This is a genomic window from Pseudomonas alkylphenolica, assembly GCF_016009175.1.
GTDB classification, from domain to species: domain Bacteria; phylum Pseudomonadota; class Gammaproteobacteria; order Pseudomonadales; family Pseudomonadaceae; genus Aquipseudomonas; species Aquipseudomonas alkylphenolica_B.
Genome location: NZ_JADUCM010000001.1, coordinates 412,745 through 431,477 on the forward strand (window position 1 = coordinate 412,745; position 18,733 = coordinate 431,477).

Below are 18,733 nucleotides of genomic sequence, written 5' to 3' on the forward strand. Positions count from 1 at the left end.
CTCCCACAGTAAACCATGGCTCCCCCAGTATTTGTGGGAGCTTGCGCAGCCTGCGATCGAGCGCGCAGCGGTCGTCATCTATTGGCGCTGATGACCAGTGTGCACTAGCGTTCAGCTATCGAGCCTGGGCTTGCCGGGCGCTGATGTTCGATACGTACTGATCATGCGGAGTAAGCAGACATCATGGTGGATTTGCGCCCGAACCCGACGCTGAGCCTGGATTACTGCGTCGAGCGCCCGATATTCCAGGATTTTCTACAGCAGGCAAGACGCTCACCCGACGCAACAGCCATCATCGCTCACGACGCTACCTGCCGCTATGGCCAGCTTGACCAGATCAGCCAGGGTATTGCGGCGCTCCTGCTGGCAAACGGCGCCGCCACTTCCGACCGTGTGGTGATTGTCTCGAGCCGCTGTGCGGGGCTGGTCTATGCCATGCTCGGGGCCGCGCGTGCCGGCCTGACCTTCACCATTGCCGACGTCGCCTATCCGGCGGCCCGCGTCGAGCAGATCATCCGTACCCTTGAGCCGGCCTTTGTGTTGCTGTGTGGTGAGGCCACCACGGCGCAGTTCAGCCTGCAGCGTGCAGGCCATTCCCCGCAGGTTGTCCAGGTGCCGGAAACGCCTGATAAGGCGTTGCGGCAATTTGCCTTCGATCAAGCACAATTGCCCGAAGTCGATCCTGCACAACCGGCCTATATCACCTTTACCTCGGGCAGTACCGGCGAGCCCAAGGGCATCGTTACCCATCACGCGCCTCTGGTGCACTTCATCGCGTGGCATGTGCGCGAGCACGGGTTTACCCGTGACGACAACTTTTCGCTGTTGTCGGGGCTTGGCCACGACCCGGTGTACCGGGATGTGTTCACGCCGCTGTCGATTGGCGCGACGATCATCTGCCCGGCCCAGGCGACGCTGATCAACCCGTCGGCACTGGCCGAGTGGATACACCGCCATCATGTATCGGTGATGCACCTGACCCCGCCGCTGGGCAAGCTGATTGAGACCGGTGCGCGGATGAGCGCGCTGACACTCGATCGCCTGCGCTACTGGTTCGGGGGCGGCGATGCGTTGAGTGTTGCGCTGTACCAACAGGTGCGCGCGATTGCGCCCGCGGCGATCAGTGTGAACTTCTATGGCACCACGGAAACCCCGCAGGCGATGGCCTTCCATCGTGTCGATCCACACGTCGACAGCACCAGAATCCCGCTGGGCAAAGGTATAGAAGGCGCGCAATTGCTGGTGATCAACGAAGCCGGCAACCAGGTAAGCGAAGGCGAAGTGGGCGAGATTCTGATCCGTAGCCCGTATTTGTCTCTGGGCTACTGGGGCGACACCGCCCTGACCGGGGAAAAATTCGTCATCAACCCGTTCACCGCCGAGCCGGCGGACATCTGCTACCGCACCGGCGACCTGGGCACCTATCTCGCCGATGGCAGCGTCACCTTTCTGGGCCGCGCTGACAGTCAGGTGAAGGTCCGTGGCCATCGCATCGAACTGGCCGAAATCGAAACTGCCATCGCCCGCCATCCGCGGATCAAACAGTGCGTGGTGCTGGCTAATAATGACAGCGCCATGCTCCGGCTGGTGGCGTATTGCGTTGCCGCTGAGCCGGTGACTGCGGTTGAACTGCGTGATGCCCTCAGCAGTGAACTGCCGGACTACATGGTGCCGGCGTTGTTCGTGTTTCTCGACGCCATCCCGTTGACACCCAACGGCAAGATCGACAGGCGCGCGTTGCCGGCGCCGGTCGACGCCACGCCGGCAGGCACCGCCAGTACCAGCCAGACCCTGTCGCCGCTGGCGCTGAAACTCAGCGAAGCCTGGGCGAACATACTCCAGGTGCCGAACGTCGACGCCAACCTGACCTTTGTAGAGCTGGGCGGCGATTCACTGTCGTTCGTCCAGGCCTCGATGGTGCTGGAGCAATTGATCGGCCATTTGCCCAACCGCTGGGAACAGATCCCGGTGCGAGAGCTGGCCGAGCGGGCCAACCAGCCCAAGCCTTCAAAGTTGTCGCTGTGGGCCATGGAAACGCCGGTGCTGCTGCGGGTCGTGTGCATCGTGCTGATTGTCGTCGGTCATTTTCGCCAGTTCCCGACCTGGATGTTCGGCGGCGAGACCAGCGTGTTGTTCATGATTTCCGGCCTAAGCCTGGCAAGGTTCCAGCTCAAGGCCATCGATGAACGTGGCGACGCCCGCATGCTGGTCAAGTCGGTTGCCGCCATTGTCGTACCGACCCTCTTGTACACCGCGCTGACCCAGGCCGTGTTCGACACCGTGCATTGGCAATCGCTGCTACTGATTTCCAACTGGTTCACTCAGGATCTGGTCGGCCATTTCAACTACTGGTACATCGAAGTGCTGGTGCAGATGCTGGTGATCACCCGGTTGGCGTTGTCGTTCAAACGTGTGCGCGCCGCGATCATGGCGAACCCGTTTCGTAGCCTGATGGTCGTTTCCTGCGCATTGGTGGTGCTGGATGTGGTGCTCAACCGCTGGGTATTCGATGCCTCGGCGCTGTACAACCGGGTACCCCAGCACTACCTGGCGATCCTGGTGCTGGGCATGGCGGTGCACTTTGCCGATTCAAACGCGCAAAAGTGGGGTGCCAGTGCCATGGCGTTGCTGGTGATTGGCGAACAGGACGCGTTCGCCATGGCGGGCCTCGGCTGGGAGGCATTTGCCAGTGGCAAATACATCGACATCGCCCTGCCGGCGGTGCTCGCGCTGATCTGGCTCAAGGCCGTTCCGGTGCCTGGCCTGCTGGCGCGGGCAGGCGCATTGATTGCTTCCTCGACGCTGTACATCTACCTGACGCACTTCCAGTTCCAGTCCATAGCCCGGCGCATCTTCGATCAGCCCGCATTCGCTGTGGTGTTGGCCGTCATCGGTGGGGTAGTGGTGGGGTACTGCTGGAACAAGGGCGTGCGAATCGTCATGTTGAGCTGGAACAAGGGCCGGAACAAACGCCTGGCTGACTCGGTTGAGCGAGTGGCCTGACAAATAGGGGGGCCGTCCTGGGTTGATGCGCAAGGCATCAGCCCAGGGTTAATTTGTTTCAAAACTTTACCCTGGCTTACACACTCTTTACAGCAATCACCGCTACCATTCGCAGCCTTACTACTCAGAACAAACTCCCTCGTGATCAGGCCGGCGCGTTTGCTTGCACGCTGCTGCCCGGGTCACGAAACCATGGACGTCCTTGCCTTGAAAAACCTGATAAACCGCTACGCCACGCCGCTGACCACTGGCTTCTTCATCGTTTCCATGGTGTCGGGTGTGGCGCTGTTCTTCCATTGGGCGCCCGGGCTGTTTCATGGCATGCATGAATGGCTGAGCATGGTGTTGCTGGTGCCGTTTGTGCTGCACCTGTGGAAGAACTGGGGGCCGATGATGGGCTACGTCAAACGCAAGTCGCTGTTTGCGCCGCTGTTGCTCTCGCTGCTGGTCGCGGTGCCGTTTGCGATTCCGTCTGGCGGCGGCCGGCAGGGCGGCAACCCTGCGTTTGCCGCCGTTCAACTGGTAACCAACGCGCCGCTGGCTGACAGCGCGGCATTGTTCAAGACCACGCCTGACGAGTTGATTACCCGCCTGCGCCGCCAGGGGCTTTCGGTGACGTCGTCCAGCGACACACTGAACCAGATCGCCCAAGCGGCGCAGTTGCAACCGGCGCAGTTGATCGCGCAATTGATGAAAGAGGGGCGCTAAGGGGGCTTGATTCTTGGGCCGGCATCAGCGATAAGCCCTCGCCTTATTTGAGCGCGGAGAGCGCGGGGTGGCATCAATGAAACGCAAACACGCAGGTATGGAACGAGAACTGGCGCGAGCGCTGACCCATGCCTGTGAAGTGGCCAAAGGTGAACTTGTCGGCTTTGAGTGGCTCACCCACCGGGTCGACTACGAGCGCTTTCCAGAGAGCTTGATGGTTACCTGGGTGTTCGATACCGACAGCAACATGAACGCCGCTACCGCCGGCCCAGGCGTTGCGAGGATGCAGGCACTGACGCTGGAGGCCTTTGAGGACATTGGCATTACCGTGACAGCAATCGCCTCCCACCTCGAGATGGATTCCGAGGAGCGCTGTGCCGCGAAGCACGGGGGTGACTGGGTCGCACGACTGAATGCACGGCAACGCTCCGGGGGCAAGCATGGCCAAAGACATTGAAAACCCCTGTGTATCGCTGTGCCAGCTCAACAGCGAAATGTGCGTGAGCTGCGGGCGTACCAAGGAAGAGATCCGCAAGTGGCGGGGGATGAAGCGGCCGGAAAAAATGGCCACGGTGCAAAAGGCCAGCGCGCGGATGAAGAGCATCAACAAAAAGAAAAGAAACTGAGTAGAAGGGGATTTACCGGTCCGGCGTCCCGGTAAACCCGCTCCCACAAAGACAGTTGCGCATAGCACGTCCTCCGTTCTGGGGCGCAGCTGTTATCATTCGCGCATTGACAATGCTGAGTAAAAAGCATGAACCGCCGCAAGAAAATCAAACAGCTCCTGACCGCACACGCCAAGAAGGCCAGCGCCAAGCTGGCGCCGAAAAGCAAACCCAGATACATCAGCAAAGCCGACCGGGCAAAACTGGAGGCTGAAGCCAGCCAGGCCCCAGAAACGCCCCAGGAAAGCTGAGCTACGGCTGGTGGTCGGCGGCAAAGTCGGCCTCTGAGCGTGCCAGCAAGCGCCCCTGGCGGCAGGCCAGCTGAAAACGTTCATAGTCGTGCTCGTTCTGCTCGGCATAGGTCAGCGCGAACTGGTACATCGCTTCGGCCAGCGCATCGCTCTTGCCGATATAGCCACTGATCAGTGGTGCACAACCGGAGGCTTTGGCGTGGGCCCGCGCCAGGGCACGGCCACAGACCCTGCCGTAGGCCGCAAAAGTATCGGCATCGAACATTTCAAGTTCGGCCGAGATCTTCATGTCGCGCAGCTGGCGCACGTAAAAGTGCCGCCCCAAAGGCCCGGTGGTCCAGCCGAGGAACAGGTCGCTTGCCGACTGCATCACCCGCTGGCCTTCGACGACCCGCTGGCCTTGATGCTTTACCCGGTACCGGGTGTTGACGTAGTTGGCGATCACCGAGCGACGTGCCTCCTTGAATTGCAGGAACAGCGGCGAGCCCTGGTCGTCGGTCAACAGCGCCACCAGGCAGCGCGTACCGACGCTCCCGACGCCTACCACTTTGAAAGCCAGGTCCTGCACCTTGAAGCGCGTCAGCAGATGGCGCCGGTCAGGCTGCAGGGTGGTGCGGTACTCGCGCATCGATTTTTCCAGGTGCTTGCGCCAGTCCGAGTCGTGCAACCAGCTATCATCGGCGTCCAGCAGGGTGGTGCTGCCATGCAGGTGGAATATTTCCGGCAAGTCGTCGCGAATGATCAGGCGGCCCTGGGCATCGCGTTCCGTGATTCTCGGCAACAACTCGGCATGGGTGCGCCGTTCGGCCTTGGCAATGGCCCGCTCGACATGTTCGAGGGCGGTCTTGCTGGCCTGCTTGCGCAAGTCTTCGTAGGTAATTGCGCCGTACCAGGTCTCCAGCGCGCTTTGTTCGGCGCACTCGAGCATGGTCTGCTGATAGGAACGCATCACTTCAAGGCACACGGCTTCGCCCACCGAATCGCCATGACGCAGGTCGCGGGCGGCCACCAGAAAGCTTGCCACCAGGCGCTTGAGGTCCCACTCCCAGGGGCCGGGGTGGGTCTCGTCAAAGTCGTTGACGCTGAACACCAGGTTGCGTTCCGGGGTGGCGAAGCCGCCAAAGTTCATCAGGTGACAATCGCCACAGATCGGTGAAACCAGGCCCATGGTCGGCGTGCCAGCGAGGTCGTGCGCCTGCAACAGGGCATTGCCCCGGTAGAAGGTGAACGGCGACACCAGCATGCGCCCGTAGCGCAGGGCCACCAGCGATTTGACCCGCCCCTCGCTTGAGGCCTTGATCAGCGGGATCGGGTTGCGGCTGACGTTGCCGACAATCGCCTGGGTACTGCGTGGACAGTGCTTGCGGGCATCGCGGCCTTCCTTGAAGCGATCATTGAGCGTAGCCATGGGAGAACTCTGCGGGCGGGTAATGTGACTGAGTGTAGAAGGGGAATGCAGGACAAACGGTGGGCCGGCGACACTGGCAGTGCACGTCAGCGCGTGAATGTTGTCGCCGGGGCTCGAAAAAGGCGCGCGCTCAGGGTACAAATAAGCGCCGCAATCGGTTCGGGAACAGGAAGTCCTCGCCGCCGCCATGGATGATCGGGCATTGATCAACACTCATGAACCGGACTTCCTGACCTATGCCTGTGGACCTGCAAGCACTCTTCCCGAAGCTGATTCATCTGATGCTGGACACGGTTTTCGTGGTCGACAGGGACAATCAGATCGTATTTGTCAGCGATGCCTGCGAGGCATTGCTCGGTTACCGCGCCGACGAACTGACGGGCACGCCGATTACCCACTACATTCACCCCGACGACCTGCCGGCCACCCAGGCCTCGATTGTCCGTGTGATGAATGGTCAGCCCCACGTTGATTTTCGCAACCGTTACCTGCGCAAGGATGGCGGCGTCGTACACATCCTCTGGGCGGCGTACTGGTCTGACGAGGTGGGCGCGCGGATCGGTGTCGCCCGTAACGTCACCGCCCTCAGGCAGGCTGAAGAGGAGCTGCGCTTTCTCGCCCACCATGATCCGCTCACGCACCTGACCAACCGCTCGCTGTTCACTGACCGGCTGGACTCGGCCCTGCGCTCGGCCCACCGTCACCAGAACACCCTGGCGTTGCTGTTTCTCGATATCGATGACTTCAAGGGCATCAATGATGCCCATGGGCATGTCATCGGCGACCGGGTACTGCGCACCGTTGCCCGGCGCCTGGAAGGCTGCGTACGCGAAACCGACACGGTGGCGCGCATGGGCGGCGATGAGTTCACGCTGCTGCTGACCGACATCCAGTCGCCGGATGCCGTGTACGAGAAAATCAGGCAGATTCTTGCGGTGCTGGCCGAGCCACTGGGCGCCGAGTTCGATGGTATGGAAATGCCGTCCTGCAGCATCGGCGTGGCCTTTTACCCCGCCGACGGGGAGGATGCCGACACCCTGCTGCGCCATGCCGATGGCGATATGTACCGGATCAAGCGCCACCGCTCGGTAACCGGCTGACAGGGTCGGTAGCACGCAGCAGCAATGAATTCAGTTGCCGGCCCGCTCGGGCTTTAGCGAAACCACCGTCAGCCACGGGCTGTACTGCCGGACCTGGATGGGCAGGGTGCCTGCCAACTGGCGCAGCGCCCGATCGCTGTCATCGGTGGGTACCGTCGCCGTCACCTGCAGCGTCGACAACGCCTGTTTGTCGAACCACACAAGGCCTGCCCGGTGACGCGCCAGGCGCTCGAGCACCTCGGAAAGTGGCTGGTCATCGGCGGCCAAATGATGGGTGTTCCAGGCGGTCTCCACGGCCTGGCTGTCGACCGCTTGCACCACACCCGGACCTGTTGCATCGAAACGCAGGCGCTGGCCAGCGTTCAGCGTCCGGCTATGCCCGGCGCTGTCGACCCGGGCGGCGGACTCGAGCAGGGTGACGATCGTGGCATCTTCCAGGCGCTCGACAATCAAGCGTGTGCCTAGCGCACGGATGCTCCCTTGCGGGGTGACGACATTGAACGGGCGTTGTGGATCGTCGGCGACGTGCACCCGCACTTCGCCGCGCAGCAGGTTGACCCGGCGCTGTTGAGGGTCGTACTGCAGGTCAACGGCGGTGCTCGCGTCCAGATCGATCTGGCTGCCATCGCCCAGCCGTTCGCTGCGCCGTTCATTACTGGCCGTGCTCAGGTCCGCCAGGGCAAAGCCTTGCTGCAGGTACGGGCTGGCCAGCAGGGTGGAGGCGCTGATCAATGCCAGCAGGGCAAAAATGGAGAGGTTGCGGCCCTGGCGGCGCACCTGTGCGGGTACTGCAGGCTTCATGGGCATCTACGCTTGCCGGTCTTGACTTGAGTGTAACCCACGGCGTGCAGCCTATACTCCAGGGCTGACCGAATCGCGACCGGGCCACGGCCCCCCACCAGGCAGATAGGGAGTTTGCAGCGTGAGCGAAGAACCTAAAGTAAAAGGACCCGCGTCCTATTTCCCTTCCATTGAAAAGAAGTACGGCCAGCCGGTAGCGCACTGGCTGAGCCTGCTGCAAACCCTGAGCGGCAAGAAGCACATGGAGATGGTGGCGTGGCTCAAGGCCGAGCACGGCATGGGCCACGGTCACGCCAATGCGCTGGTGGCGTATTTCCTGGCGGGCGGCAAAGGCAAATGAGCAATGCCGCCCGGCCAGTTGCCCGGCGTTAAGGGGTAACGATGTTGAACCAGAATTTGTAGGTGTCCAGCAGCCCCATGAACGTCGCGAACGCCTGGGGTTGCCCCTCCAGTTTTGCCTCGCCGTCCTTGATCTTCTCTGCCAGGGAGCCCTGGCCCATCTGGATGTCCAGCAAGGTACTCATCTTCAGTGTCAGGCTGGCGTCGGCATTTGGCGCTGGCGTGTAACGGTAGTTGAGCACACCGTTTTCCACCCGCAGGTTGTACTGTTTGCCCAGGTCGGTGAAGTCCAGGTTCAGCGAGATTTTCTTGCCGGCCGCTGCCGGGCCGTTGAGGCGCACCGCCAGGTAATCGAAGAGCATCTCCGGGGACATGGCGCGGATCATGTCGGCGCTGGCGGTTTTCAGGCCGCCGCTCTGCGGCACGCCGTTGCGCAGTTCATAGGCGCCTTGCAGGTACACCGAACGCCACGGGCCGGACTCGGCCTGGTAGCCCAGTTGCTCGTAGGTGTCGGCGAGCAGGTTTTTCGCCTGCAGGTTGTCCGGGTCGGCAAACACAGCATGTTTGAGTGCTTCGGCCACCCAGCGGTACTCGCCTTTGTCGAAGTCGGCGCGGGCCTTGCGCAGCAGTTCAGCCGAGCCGCCCATGTACTCGACGTACTTCTTCGCCGCCGGTACCGGTGGCAGGTTGTCGAGGTTGGACGGGTTGGCGTCGTACCAGCCCATGTAGCGCTGGTACACGGCGCGGGCATTGTGTTTCAGGGTGCCGTAGTAGCCACGGTTGAACCATTCCTGATCCAGTTCCGGTGGCAGGGTGATTGCGTCGGCAATTTCCTCGCCGTTGTAGCCTTCGTTCATCAGGCGCACGGTCTGGTCATGCACGTATTTGTACAGGTCACGCTGTTTGCCGAGAAAACGGGCAATGCGCGCCTGGCCCCAGGTCGGCCAGTGGTGGCTCTGGAACTCGACGTCAACCTTGTCGCCGTAGAGTTCCAGGCTTTGCTCGATGAAGTGTGACCACTGCAGGGCGTCCCGCACTTCGGCGCCGCGCAGGGTGTAGATGTTGTGCATCTGGCGGGTGACGTTCTCGGCCATCCACAAGGCCTTGAACTGCGGGAAATAGGTGTTCATTTCGGTCGGGGCTTCGGACCCCGGCGTCAGCTGGAAGACCATTTTCACACCGTCGACGGTGAGTTCCTGGCCGGTTCGGGTGATCGCCTCGGTGGGGTGGATCATCGAGATCTGGCCCGTCGAGATGGTCTGGCCCAGGCCTGCAGAGACGCCGCCCTGAGGGCTGCGTGGCAGCATCGCGCCATACATGTACACCGCACGACGCGACATGGCATTGCCGGCGACGATGTTCTCGCTCACCGCATGCTCGCTGAAGTCCGGCGGGGCGATCAGCCGCACCTTGCCGTCTTTGACATCCTGCTCGTTGATGATGCCCCGGGTGCCGCCGAAATGGTCGGCATGCGAATGGCTGTACACCACGGCAACGATCGGCTTTTTGCCCAGGTGCTCATTCACCAGCTCCAGTGCGGCTTTGGCTGTTTCCACCGACAGCAGCGGGTCGAAGACGATCCAGCCGGTCTCGCCTTCGATGAAGGTGATGTTGGACAGGTCGTAGCCACGCACCTGGTAGATCTTGTCGGTGACCTTGAACAAACCGTATTGCATGTTCAGCTGGGCAATACGCCACAGGCTCGGGTTCACGGTGTCGGGTGCCGCCTTGTCGATACCGATGTAGCGCTGGTACGTCGCCATGTCCCAGACCACCTTGCCACTGGCATCGCGGATGCTCAGCTCCTTGGGTTGGGCGATCAGGCCGCGCTGGGCATCTTCGAAGTCCTGGCGGTCGTTGAAGGGCAGGGCCTTGAGGACGGCGGCGTTGGCCTGGCGAGTAATTTCGGTGGCGGGCTTGGGTGCTTCGGGTTCGGCATGCGCCGACAGGGCCAGCCAGGGCAGGGCGGCTGCCATCGCGAAAGCGCGGGACGATCGGGTAGAGAGCATGAATCACCTGTAAGTGAGGGGCGAAAGACGTCTACCCGGCACCTTAGGGGCACGGTCGCGGCCATCCAATACTGAAAAGGAGTGACTGCGGGGATGAATCTCGGCCTGTCACTGCGCGACGCAGCCAGCTCCGCGCTCGCCTGCAGGCAGACCGATGGCCATGGGCAAAAATCCTCATCCTTTCGGATGAATTTCAATATCACTCCTTCGCCTGTTACCTCCGCATCCCTGAATCATTAGCGTTGGCCACCGATTCAACGCCGATTGGCAAACAGCAGGGATTAGTCGCATGACTACAACAACAAAACGCGTACGGTTCCAACGCAGTGCTTTGGCCAGCACCATTGCCTTGTGCATCGCGGGGCAGGCTCACGCCGTGGACTTCACCCTCGGAGAAATCGAAGGGCAGTTCGACTCCTCCTTGTCGGTAGGGGCCAGCTGGTCGACGCAAAGCCCGCATCAGGGCTATATCGGCGGCAACAATGGCGGTTCGGGGCTATCGCAAACCAGCGATGACGGTCATCTCAACTTCAAGAAAGGCGAAACCTTCTCGAAGATCTTCAAGGGCATCCACGACCTTGAGCTCAAGTACGGCGACAGCGGCGTGTTCGTGCGTGGCAAGTACTGGTATGACTTCGAGCTCAAGGATGAAAGCCGGCCGTTCAAGGACATCGACGACCACGGCCGCAAAGAGGGCGCCAAGGCGTCCGGAGCGCAGTTGCTCGATGCTTTCGTCTATCACAACTACACCATCGCCGAGCAACCGGGCTCGGTGCGCCTGGGCAAGCAGGTGGTGAGCTGGGGTGAGAGCACTTTCATCCAGAACAGCATCAACTCGATCAACCCGGTCGATGTCTCGGCGTTCCGCCGCCCCGGGGCAGAAATCAAGGAAGGGCTGATTCCGGTCAACATGTTCTACGTGTCGCAGAGCCTGACCGACAGCCTGTCTGCCGAAGCCTTCTACCAGCTGGAATGGGACCAGACCGTCGTCGATAACTGCGGCACCTTCTTCTCGCAAGCCGACGTGGTCGCCGATGGTTGCACCGGCAATCTCAATGTCCTGCGGCCACAGCTCGGCGCGTTCGGGCCGTTGCTGGGTTACCAGACCACCTCCGAAGGCGTGGTGATCCCCCGCGGTAGCGACCGCGATGCCCGTGACAGCGGCCAATGGGGCGCCGCACTGCGTTACCTGTTCGAGCCGCTGAATGCCGAGTTTGGCGCCTACTTCATGAACTACCACAGCCGCGCGCCATTCTTCAGTACCCAGGCCGCCAGCCGTGCCGACTACCAGCAATCGGCTGCGGTGCTGGCCGGAGGGGTACCGGCGATTCCGGCCGCCGCGCGCTCGGGGGCGGCGATTGCCAACGTGGCGGGCGGCAGCCAGTACTTCATCGAGTACCCGGAAGACATCCGCCTGTACGGCCTGAGCTTCTCCACCACCTTGCCCACCGGCACGGCGTGGTCGGGCGAGATCAGCTACCGCCCGAACGCGCCGGTGCAGTTGAACACCACCGACGTGCTGTATGCCGGGGTACGCGGGATTGCCGGCCTGAACCCGGCGTTTGCACCGTTCAGCCAGTATTCGGTATTGGGCGGTGACCCGGCGTCGATCCCCGACAGCACCCTGCATGGTTATAACCGCAAGGAAATTACCCAGCTCCAGACCACCTTTACGCACTTCTTCGACCAGATCATGGGCGCGGAGCGCCTGACCCTGATCGGTGAAGTCGGGGTCGCCCATATCGGTGGGCTGGAGAAAACCTCTGAAGCGCGCTACGGCCGTGATCCGGTGTACGGCCCGGGTGCATTACCCGGTGTGCTGACCGGTGGCTTGCCGTCTTGCGAGGCGATCAATGCCGGTACCTTCGCCGGTACCCCGGCAGCGGCCAACTCCAGCAAGTACTGCAACAGCAAGGGCTACGCCACCACCACCTCCTGGGGTTATCGCGCCCGCGCCATCTGGGATTACCCCAACGTGTTTGCCGGGGTCAACCTCAAGCCGAGCGTGGCCTGGTCACACGATGTTGACGGTTACGGCCCCAACGGCCTGTTCAATGAAGGCGCCAAGGCCGTCAGCCTCGGGCTGGATGCCGATTACCGAAACGCCTACACCGCCGGCATTTCGTTCACCAATTTCTTTGGTGGCGATTACAACCCCACCACCGACCGCGATTTCCTGGCGCTGAGCCTGGGCATGAGCTTCTAAGCACAGACACCGAACGAGGATTCCTGTGATGAGTAAAAACAATAACTACCTGATGTATACCGGTGCCGTGGTGCTTAGCCTGCTGGCCGGCACAGCCACGGCCAAGGTCTCGCCGCAGGAGGCGGAAAAGCTCGGTACCAGCCTGACCCCGCTGGGCGCCGAAAAAGCCGGCAACGCCGACGGCAGCATCCCGGCCTGGACCGGCGGTTTGCCGACCAATGCCGGTGCGGTGGACAGCAAAGGGTTTCTTGCCGACCCGTTTGCCGACGAGAAGCCGCTGTTCACCATCACCGCCCAGAACGCAGCGCAGTACAAGGACAAGCTGTCAGCCGGGCAGATGGCCATGCTGGCGCGCTACCCGGACACTTACAAGATCCCGGTGTACAAGACCCACCGCACCGCTGCCGTGCCGCAGAATATTTATGCGCTGGCCAAGGTCAGCGCGCTTAACACCGAAGGGGTCGATGGCGGCAACGGCCTGGTCGGCTTCAACGACAGCCGTTACTACGCGTTCCCGCAGCCCAAGACGGGCGTCGAAGTGGTATGGAACCACACCACCCGTTACCGCGGCGGTAACATCAAGCGCCTGATGACCCGGGTGCAGCCGCAGGCCAACGGTGCGTTCAGCATGGTCGAGTTCGAGGACGAGATCTCCTACCCGGCGGAGCTGGGGGAGGGCGCCGACAAGGGCGGTAACATCCTGTTCTACTTCATTCAGCGGGTAACGGCGCCGTCGCGCCTGGCCGGTAGCGTGCTGCTGGTTCACGAGACCATCGACCAGGTCAAGGAGCCGCGCCTGGCCTGGCTCTACAACGCTGGCCAACGCCGTGTGCGCCGTGCCCCGCAGGTGGCGTATGACGGCCCGGCAACGGCAGCCGATGGCCTCGCAACGTCGGACAACTACGACATGTTCAACGGTGCACCGGATCGCTACGAGTGGGAACTGGTCGGCAAGAAGGAGATGTACATCCCCTACAACAGCTACAAGCTGGACTCGCCGAACCTCAAGTACGAGGACATTCTCAAGGCCGGTCACATCAACCAGGACCTGACCCGCTACGAGCTGCACCGGGTGTGGGAAGTGGTGGCCAAGCTCAAGCCCAACGAGCGCCATATCTACGCCACGCGCCACATGTACTTCGACGAGGACAGCTGGGAGCTGGCCGAGGTGGATCACTACGACGGCCGTGGCCAGCTGTGGCGTGTAGGGGAAGGCCATATTCAGCAGTACTACCACAAGCAGGTGCCCGGCTATACCGCTGAAACCCTGTATGACCTGGTGGCCGGGCGCTATTCGGTGGTGGGTCTGAAGAACGAAGAAAAACGCAGCATCGAGTTTGGTTTCAAAAGTGTGGCGGCCAACTATACGCCTGCAGCATTGCGCCAGGCTGGCGTGCGCTGAGCAGGTGATGGGCTAGTGCCGTTGGCCTGATGGCCGCGGTGAAGGGATCGACGCTGGTCTTTAAGGCAACCCTCGGGTTGCCTTTTTTTTGGGGCGGCTAGGTGATTCTGGCGAGTGTGATCGTTGGGTTCGGGGGCTTGTCAACCCCATGAAACAGGATAAAAAAGCCCCGCGAGCGTGAGCAGGCGGGGCAAAGGGCCGGTCAGAAACCAACCAAAGGAGTCGTTGAATCAGTTCGCAGCGGCCACGCTCTCAACCTGCCAGCCACCGCCAAGGGCCTTGTAGATGGCAACGATGCCGCGGTACAGGTCGACCTCACCTTGGGCCTGGGCGTCTTCGGCGCTGAGGCGTTCGCGTTCTGCATCAAGCAGTACCAGGTAGTCCACGGTGCCTTCGCGGTAGCGGATCGAGGCCAGGTCGGCCGCCTTGCGGCTCGCTTCGCTCTGGCGCAGCAGGGCGAGCAGGCGTTGCTGGCGCTTGCTGTAGTCACTGAAGGCATTTTCCGATTCTTCCAGTGCCAGCAGAACCTGTTGCTCGTAGTTGGCCAATGCACCTTCGGCGTCGGCGTTGGCGCCGCGCAACCGCGCCCGCACGCTGCCCAGGTCGAACGCTGCCCAGGTAATGCTCGGGCCTAGCGCCCAGGCATTGGCGGCCGACGAGCCCAGTTGCGAGCCGCGCGCAGCGGTAAAGCCGAGGAAGCCACTGAGGCTGACCCGCGGGAACAGGTCGGCAGTGGCCACGCCGATGTTGGCGGTGGCCGCCGCCAGCTGGCGCTCGGCGCTGCGAATGTCCGGGCGGCGCTTGAGCAGTTCACCCGGGGCGCCCACCGGCAACGCCTTGGCAATCGCCGGCAACTGGGCTGGCGACAGATCGATACTCAATGCATCCGGGCGCTGCCCCAGCAAGGTGGCGATGCGGTTGCGTGCGCGAACCTGCTCGGCCTGCAGCTGCGGTACGGTGGCCTCGACTTCTGCCAGCCGCGCATCCGCCCGCACCACATCCAGGTCGTTGCCGACACCGGCATCGCGCAGGGTTTCGGTAATGCCGCGTGAGTCCTGCTGGGTCTTGAGGTTGGCCAGGGCAATTTTCTCGCGCAACTGCGCACCGCGCAGCTGGCCGTAGGCGTCGACCAGCTCGGCGATCAAGCTGACCTGCAACTGTTGCAAGTCGGCCTGGGCGGCGTCCTGCTGGGCTTCGCTGGCTTCCAGCTGGCGCTGGATACGACCGAACAGGTCCAGCTCCCAGGCCATGTCCAGACCCAGGTCGTAGCGCTCGCTGTTGACCCGGTCATCGGTCTGGCCCGGGATCTGGCCTTTGCCCAGGTCACTGCTGGCCCGGCTGGTCACTGTCGGCAGGGCGTCATTGCTGACATCGTCGCGAATCGCCCGGGCCGCCTTGAGGCGGGCAAAGGCGATGCGCAACTCGCGGTTGCCCTGCAGCGACTGGCTGACCAGCTGGTTGAGCACCGGGTCGTCAAACTGCTTCCACCAGATGCTTTCGAAGCGGCTGCGGTCAAACTCGGCCTTGGCGGCAGGGTCGTTGGCGGCGCTCAGTTGCGCCGCAGCAGTGTCCGGGGTCTTGTAGTCCGGGCCCACCGCACAGGCGGCCAGGGCCAGGACCAGCAGGCTCGGCATGAAAAGTTTCACACGGCTGTTCATGCATGAGTCTCCAGTTTCAGCGCATGGGCCGCCTTGCGGGCCTGGCTGCGTTCGACATAACGGCGGATCAGAACAAAGAACACAGGCGTCAGCAGCAGGCCGAAGAAGGTCACCCCGATCATCCCGGAGAACACCGCCACGCCCATGGCATGACGCATTTCCGCACCGGCACCGGAGGAGAACACCAGCGGTACCACACCCATGATGAAGGCAATCGAGGTCATCAGGATCGGCCGCAGACGCAGGCGGCAGGCTTCCAGCACCGCAGCCAGCGGGTCGAGGCCTTCGGCCTGTTTGTCCTTGGCAAATTCGACGATCAGGATCGCGTTCTTGCACGCCAGCCCCACCAGTACGATCAGGCCGATCTGGGTGAAGATGTTGTTGTCACCGCCCGACAGGATCACCCCGGTGATTGCCGAGAGCAGGGTCATCGGCACGATCAGGATCACCGCCAGCGGCAGGCTCCAGCTTTCGTACTGGGCAGCCAGCACCAGGAAGGCCAGCAGTACGCAGAGCGGGAAGACGAACAGCGCGGTGTTGCCCGAAAGAATCTGCTGGTAAGTCAGCTCGGTCCATTCGAAGGTCATGCCGTTGGGCAGCTCTTCCTTGAGCAGTTTCTCGATGGCTTTTTCCGCTTGCCCGGAGCTGTAGCCAGGGGCGGCGGCACCGTTGATCTCGGCGGTGATAAAGCCGTTGTAGTGCATCACGCGGTCCGGCCCCGAGGTGTCGCTGACCTTGATGAAGGTCGCCAGCGGGATCATCTCGCCCTGGTTGTTGCGCACTTTCAGCTGGCCGATCTGCTCGGCTTCAAGGCGGAACTGCTGCTCAGCCTGGACGTTGACCTGGTAGGTGCGGCCAAAACGGTTGAAGTCGTTGGCATACAACGAACCCAGGTAGATCTGCAGGGTGTCGAAGATGTCGCTGATGGCCACGCCGTGGGTCTTGGCTTTTTCCCGGTCGATGGCGGCATCGACCTGCGGTACGTTGACCTGGTAGCTGGTGAACAGCCCGGCCAGCTCCGGCACGTTGTGGCTCTTGGCGATGATGTTCTGGGTTTCCTTGTACAGCGCTTCATAACCCAGGTTGCCACGGTCCTCGATCTGCAGGCGGAAACCGCCGATCGTACCCAGCCCCTGTACTGGCGGCGGCGGGAAGATCGCGATGTAGGCGTCTTCGATGTCGGCGAACTGCGCGTTCAGTGCAGCGGCAATGGCGGCAGCCGACTGGCTCGGGTCTTTACGCTCATCAAACGGCTTGAGCGGGGTGAAGACGATGCCGCTGTTCGGGCTGTTGGTGAAGCCGTTGATCGACAGGCCCGGGAAGGCTACCGAGTCGGCCACGCCAGGTTGCTTGAGGGCGATCTCGCTCATCTTCTTGATCACCGCTTCAGTGCGGTCAAGGCTGGCGGCATCCGGCAGCTGGGCGAACGCTACCAGGTACTGCTTGTCTTGTGCCGGCACGAAACCGGTTGGCGTTGAAGAGAAGCCCAGCCAGGTCATGACGATCAGGCCGCCGTAGACGAACAGGGCAATGCCGCTGCTGCGGATGACCCGGCCGACTGCACCGACATAGCTGTGGCTGGCGCGGTCGAAGAAGCGGTTGAACGGGCCGAACAACCAGCCGCCGAGCAAACGCTCGAGCATGCGCGAGAAACGGTCCTTGGGCGCATGGTGCTCCTTGAGCAACACCGCAGCCAGTGCCGGCGACAGGGTCAGGGAGTTGAACGCCGAGATTACCGTCGAGATGGCGATGGTCAGGGCGAACTGCTTGTAGAACTGCCCGGTAAGGCCGGAGATGAACGCCGCGGGTACGAACACGGCGCACAGCACCAGGGCCGTGGCGATGATCGGGCCGGTCACTTCGCCCATGGCTTTCTGTGTGGCCTCCAGGGGCTTGAGGCCTAGGCCGATGTTACGTTCGACGTTTTCCACCACAACGATGGCGTCGTCCACGACGATACCGATGGCCAGCACCAGGCCGAACAACGACAACGCGTTGAGCGAGAACCCGAACAGGTGCATCACCGCAAAGGTACCGATCAGCGACACCGGCACGGCTACCAGCGGAATGATCGAGGCGCGCCAGGTCTGCAGGAACAGGATGACCACCAGCACCACCAGCACCAGGGCTTCGAACAGCGTGTGAACGACGGCCTCGATCGAGCCACGGACGAACACCGTCGGGTCATAGACGATGCTGTAGTCCATGCCTTCGGGGAAGTCTTTCTTCAGTTCGGCCATCTTCGAGCGCACTTCATCGGAGATCTCGATGGCGTTCGAGCCTGGGCGCTGGAAGATCGGGATGGCCACGGCCGGCTGGTTGTTCAGCAAGGAACGCAGGGCGTACTGGCTGGAACCGAGCTCAACCCGGGCAATGTCCTTGAGGCGGGTGATCTCGCCGTCGGCGCCGGAGCGGATGATGATGTTCTCGAACTCTTCCTCGTTGACCAGGCGGCCCTGGGTGTTGACCGAGAGCTGGAAGCTGGTGCTGCCAGGGGCGGGCGGTGCACCCAGCTGGCCGGCGGCGACCTGGCGGTTCTGCTCGCGAATGGCCGCGACCACATCGCTGGCGGTGAGGTTGCGCGAAGCGGTCTTGTTCGGGTCCAGCCAGACCCGCAGCGAGTAGTCGCCCATGCCGAACAGTTGCACGTCACCGACGCCGCCCAGGCGTGCCAGTTCATCCTTGATGTTGAGGATGGCGTAGTTGGACAGGTAGAGCATGTCGTAGCGGTTATCCGGCGAGGTCAGGTGCACGACCATGGTCAGGTCGGGCGAAGCCTTGTCGACGGTGATACCGATACGGGTCACTTCTTCGGGCAGCTTGGGCTGGGTACGGGTGACACGGTTCTGCACCTGCACCTGGGCATTGTCCAGGTCGGTACCCAGGGCAAAAGTGATGGTCAGCGTCAGCTTGCCGTCGGCGGTCGACTGCGAGGACATGTAGAGCATGTTCTCGACGCCGGTGATGGCTTGCTCCAAAGGCGCGGCAACGGTTTCACCGATGACCTTGGGGTTGGCCCCGGGGAAGTTGGCGCGGACCACGACGGTCGGCGGCACCACTTCCGGGTATTCGCTGATCGGTAGCTGGAACAGCGAGATGCTGCCGGCAATCAGGATCAGCAGCGACAGCACGGCGGCGAAAATCGGCCGGGTGATAAAAAACTTGGAAAAATTCATCGGACTG

The 18,733-nt window shown here is 62.2% G+C and carries 14 protein-coding genes; 9 read left to right on the forward strand and 5 right to left on the reverse strand.

Features of this window, described 5'->3' with window-relative positions; translation table 11 throughout:
* Positions 1-183 precede the first annotated feature (183 nt).
* The 5 genes from I5S59_RS01865 to I5S59_RS01885 all read left to right on the forward strand — a co-directional run bounded on the left by I5S59_RS01865 (position 184) and on the right by I5S59_RS01885 (position 4,627).
* Entirely contained in the window at positions 184-3,003 is a 2,820-nt protein-coding gene (locus tag I5S59_RS01865; protein ID WP_197875133.1) for an amino acid adenylation domain-containing protein, read from the forward strand.
* A gap of 207 nt (positions 3,004-3,210) precedes the next feature.
* Complete coding sequence (locus I5S59_RS01870) at positions 3,211-3,711, forward strand: DUF4405 domain-containing protein (RefSeq protein WP_232239514.1); 501 nt, start codon at positions 3,211-3,213, stop codon at positions 3,709-3,711.
* A 76-nt stretch (positions 3,712-3,787) separates the two neighbouring features.
* Complete coding sequence (locus tag I5S59_RS01875) at positions 3,788-4,168, forward strand: hypothetical protein (RefSeq protein WP_232239515.1); 381 nt, start codon at positions 3,788-3,790, stop codon at positions 4,166-4,168.
* Complete coding sequence (locus I5S59_RS01880; protein ID WP_197875136.1) at positions 4,152-4,337, forward strand: DUF1289 domain-containing protein; 186 nt, start codon at positions 4,152-4,154, stop codon at positions 4,335-4,337. Before I5S59_RS01875 ends, I5S59_RS01880 begins: the two co-directional genes overlap by 17 nt.
* A 128-nt stretch (positions 4,338-4,465) precedes the next feature.
* Complete coding sequence (locus I5S59_RS01885; RefSeq protein ID WP_197875137.1) at positions 4,466-4,627, forward strand: DUF2986 domain-containing protein; 162 nt, start codon at positions 4,466-4,468, stop codon at positions 4,625-4,627.
* Position 4,628: 1 nt separating this feature from the next.
* On the opposite strand, the gene I5S59_RS01890 is transcribed toward I5S59_RS01885, so the two are convergent.
* A complete protein-coding gene (locus tag I5S59_RS01890; protein WP_197875138.1) occupies positions 4,629-6,035 on the reverse strand; it encodes a DUF2252 domain-containing protein in 1,407 nt (468 codons plus the stop codon).
* Between the two features lie 236 nt (positions 6,036-6,271).
* Between I5S59_RS01890 and I5S59_RS26515 the strand changes: the two genes are divergently transcribed.
* Positions 6,272-7,135 (forward strand): sensor domain-containing diguanylate cyclase, encoded by an 864-nt coding sequence (locus I5S59_RS26515; protein WP_197875139.1) that lies wholly within the window; start codon positions 6,272-6,274, stop codon positions 7,133-7,135.
* Between the two features lie 30 nt (positions 7,136-7,165).
* Here I5S59_RS26515 and I5S59_RS01900 read toward each other — a convergent pair whose 3' ends face one another.
* Positions 7,166-7,936, reverse strand: a complete 771-nt coding sequence (locus I5S59_RS01900; protein ID WP_232239516.1) for a FecR family protein — start codon at positions 7,934-7,936, stop codon at positions 7,166-7,168.
* A gap of 121 nt (positions 7,937-8,057) precedes the next feature.
* Here I5S59_RS01900 and I5S59_RS01905 point away from each other — a divergent pair, with 121 nt between their 5' ends.
* Entirely contained in the window at positions 8,058-8,276 is a 219-nt protein-coding gene (locus I5S59_RS01905) for a DUF4287 domain-containing protein (RefSeq protein ID WP_197875141.1), read from the forward strand.
* 28 nt (positions 8,277-8,304) lie between these two features.
* Here I5S59_RS01905 and I5S59_RS01910 read toward each other — a convergent pair whose 3' ends face one another.
* The gene (locus I5S59_RS01910; protein ID WP_197875142.1) at positions 8,305-10,284 is read right to left on the reverse strand and encodes an alkyl/aryl-sulfatase; all 1,980 of its coding nucleotides are present in this window, start codon (positions 10,282-10,284) and stop codon (positions 8,305-8,307) included.
* Between the two features lie 289 nt (positions 10,285-10,573).
* Between I5S59_RS01910 and I5S59_RS01915 the strand changes: the two genes are divergently transcribed.
* Both I5S59_RS01915 and I5S59_RS01920 read left to right on the forward strand, forming a co-directional pair.
* Entirely contained in the window at positions 10,574-12,490 is a 1,917-nt protein-coding gene (locus I5S59_RS01915; RefSeq protein WP_197875143.1) for a DUF1302 domain-containing protein, read from the forward strand.
* Between the two features lie 28 nt (positions 12,491-12,518).
* Positions 12,519-13,892 carry a DUF1329 domain-containing protein gene (locus tag I5S59_RS01920; RefSeq protein WP_197875144.1) on the forward strand — a complete coding sequence of 458 codons (1,374 nt, stop codon included), beginning with the start codon at positions 12,519-12,521 and terminating at the stop codon, positions 13,890-13,892.
* 230 nt (positions 13,893-14,122) lie between these two features.
* Here the strand turns inward: I5S59_RS01920 and I5S59_RS01925 are convergent, their stop codons facing one another.
* On the reverse strand, positions 14,123-15,550 hold the full coding sequence (locus I5S59_RS01925) for an efflux transporter outer membrane subunit (RefSeq protein ID WP_197875145.1): 1,428 nt from the start codon (positions 15,548-15,550) through the stop codon (positions 14,123-14,125).
* Positions 15,547-18,726 (reverse strand): efflux RND transporter permease subunit, encoded by a 3,180-nt coding sequence (locus tag I5S59_RS01930; RefSeq protein ID WP_128325571.1) that lies wholly within the window; start codon positions 18,724-18,726, stop codon positions 15,547-15,549. Before I5S59_RS01930 ends, I5S59_RS01925 begins: the two co-directional genes overlap by 4 nt.
* Between the last annotated feature and the right edge of the window lie 7 nt (positions 18,727-18,733).

Excerpts from the sequence above, each read along its gene's own strand:
- I5S59_RS01865 (WP_197875133.1), top strand. The coding sequence starts at position 184 with ATGGTGGATTTGCGCCCGAACCCGACGCTGAGCCTGGATTACTGCGTC.
- I5S59_RS01875 (WP_232239515.1), top strand. The coding sequence starts at position 3,788 with ATGAAACGCAAACACGCAGGTATGGAACGAGAACTGGCGCGAGCGCTG.
- I5S59_RS01880 (WP_197875136.1), top strand. The coding sequence starts at position 4,152 with ATGGCCAAAGACATTGAAAACCCCTGTGTATCGCTGTGCCAGCTCAAC.
- I5S59_RS01885 (WP_197875137.1), top strand. The coding sequence starts at position 4,466 with ATGAACCGCCGCAAGAAAATCAAACAGCTCCTGACCGCACACGCCAAG.
- I5S59_RS01890 (WP_197875138.1), bottom strand. The coding sequence starts at position 6,035 with ATGGCTACGCTCAATGATCGCTTCAAGGAAGGCCGCGATGCCCGCAAG.
- I5S59_RS26515 (WP_197875139.1), top strand. The coding sequence starts at position 6,272 with ATGCCTGTGGACCTGCAAGCACTCTTCCCGAAGCTGATTCATCTGATG.
- I5S59_RS01900 (WP_232239516.1), bottom strand. The coding sequence starts at position 7,936 with ATGAAGCCTGCAGTACCCGCACAGGTGCGCCGCCAGGGCCGCAACCTC.
- I5S59_RS01910 (WP_197875142.1), bottom strand. The coding sequence starts at position 10,284 with ATGCTCTCTACCCGATCGTCCCGCGCTTTCGCGATGGCAGCCGCCCTG.
- I5S59_RS01915 (WP_197875143.1), top strand. The coding sequence starts at position 10,574 with ATGACTACAACAACAAAACGCGTACGGTTCCAACGCAGTGCTTTGGCC.
- I5S59_RS01920 (WP_197875144.1), top strand. The coding sequence starts at position 12,519 with ATGAGTAAAAACAATAACTACCTGATGTATACCGGTGCCGTGGTGCTT.
- I5S59_RS01925 (WP_197875145.1), bottom strand. The coding sequence starts at position 15,550 with ATGAACAGCCGTGTGAAACTTTTCATGCCGAGCCTGCTGGTCCTGGCC.
- I5S59_RS01930 (WP_128325571.1), bottom strand. The coding sequence starts at position 18,726 with ATGAATTTTTCCAAGTTTTTTATCACCCGGCCGATTTTCGCCGCCGTG.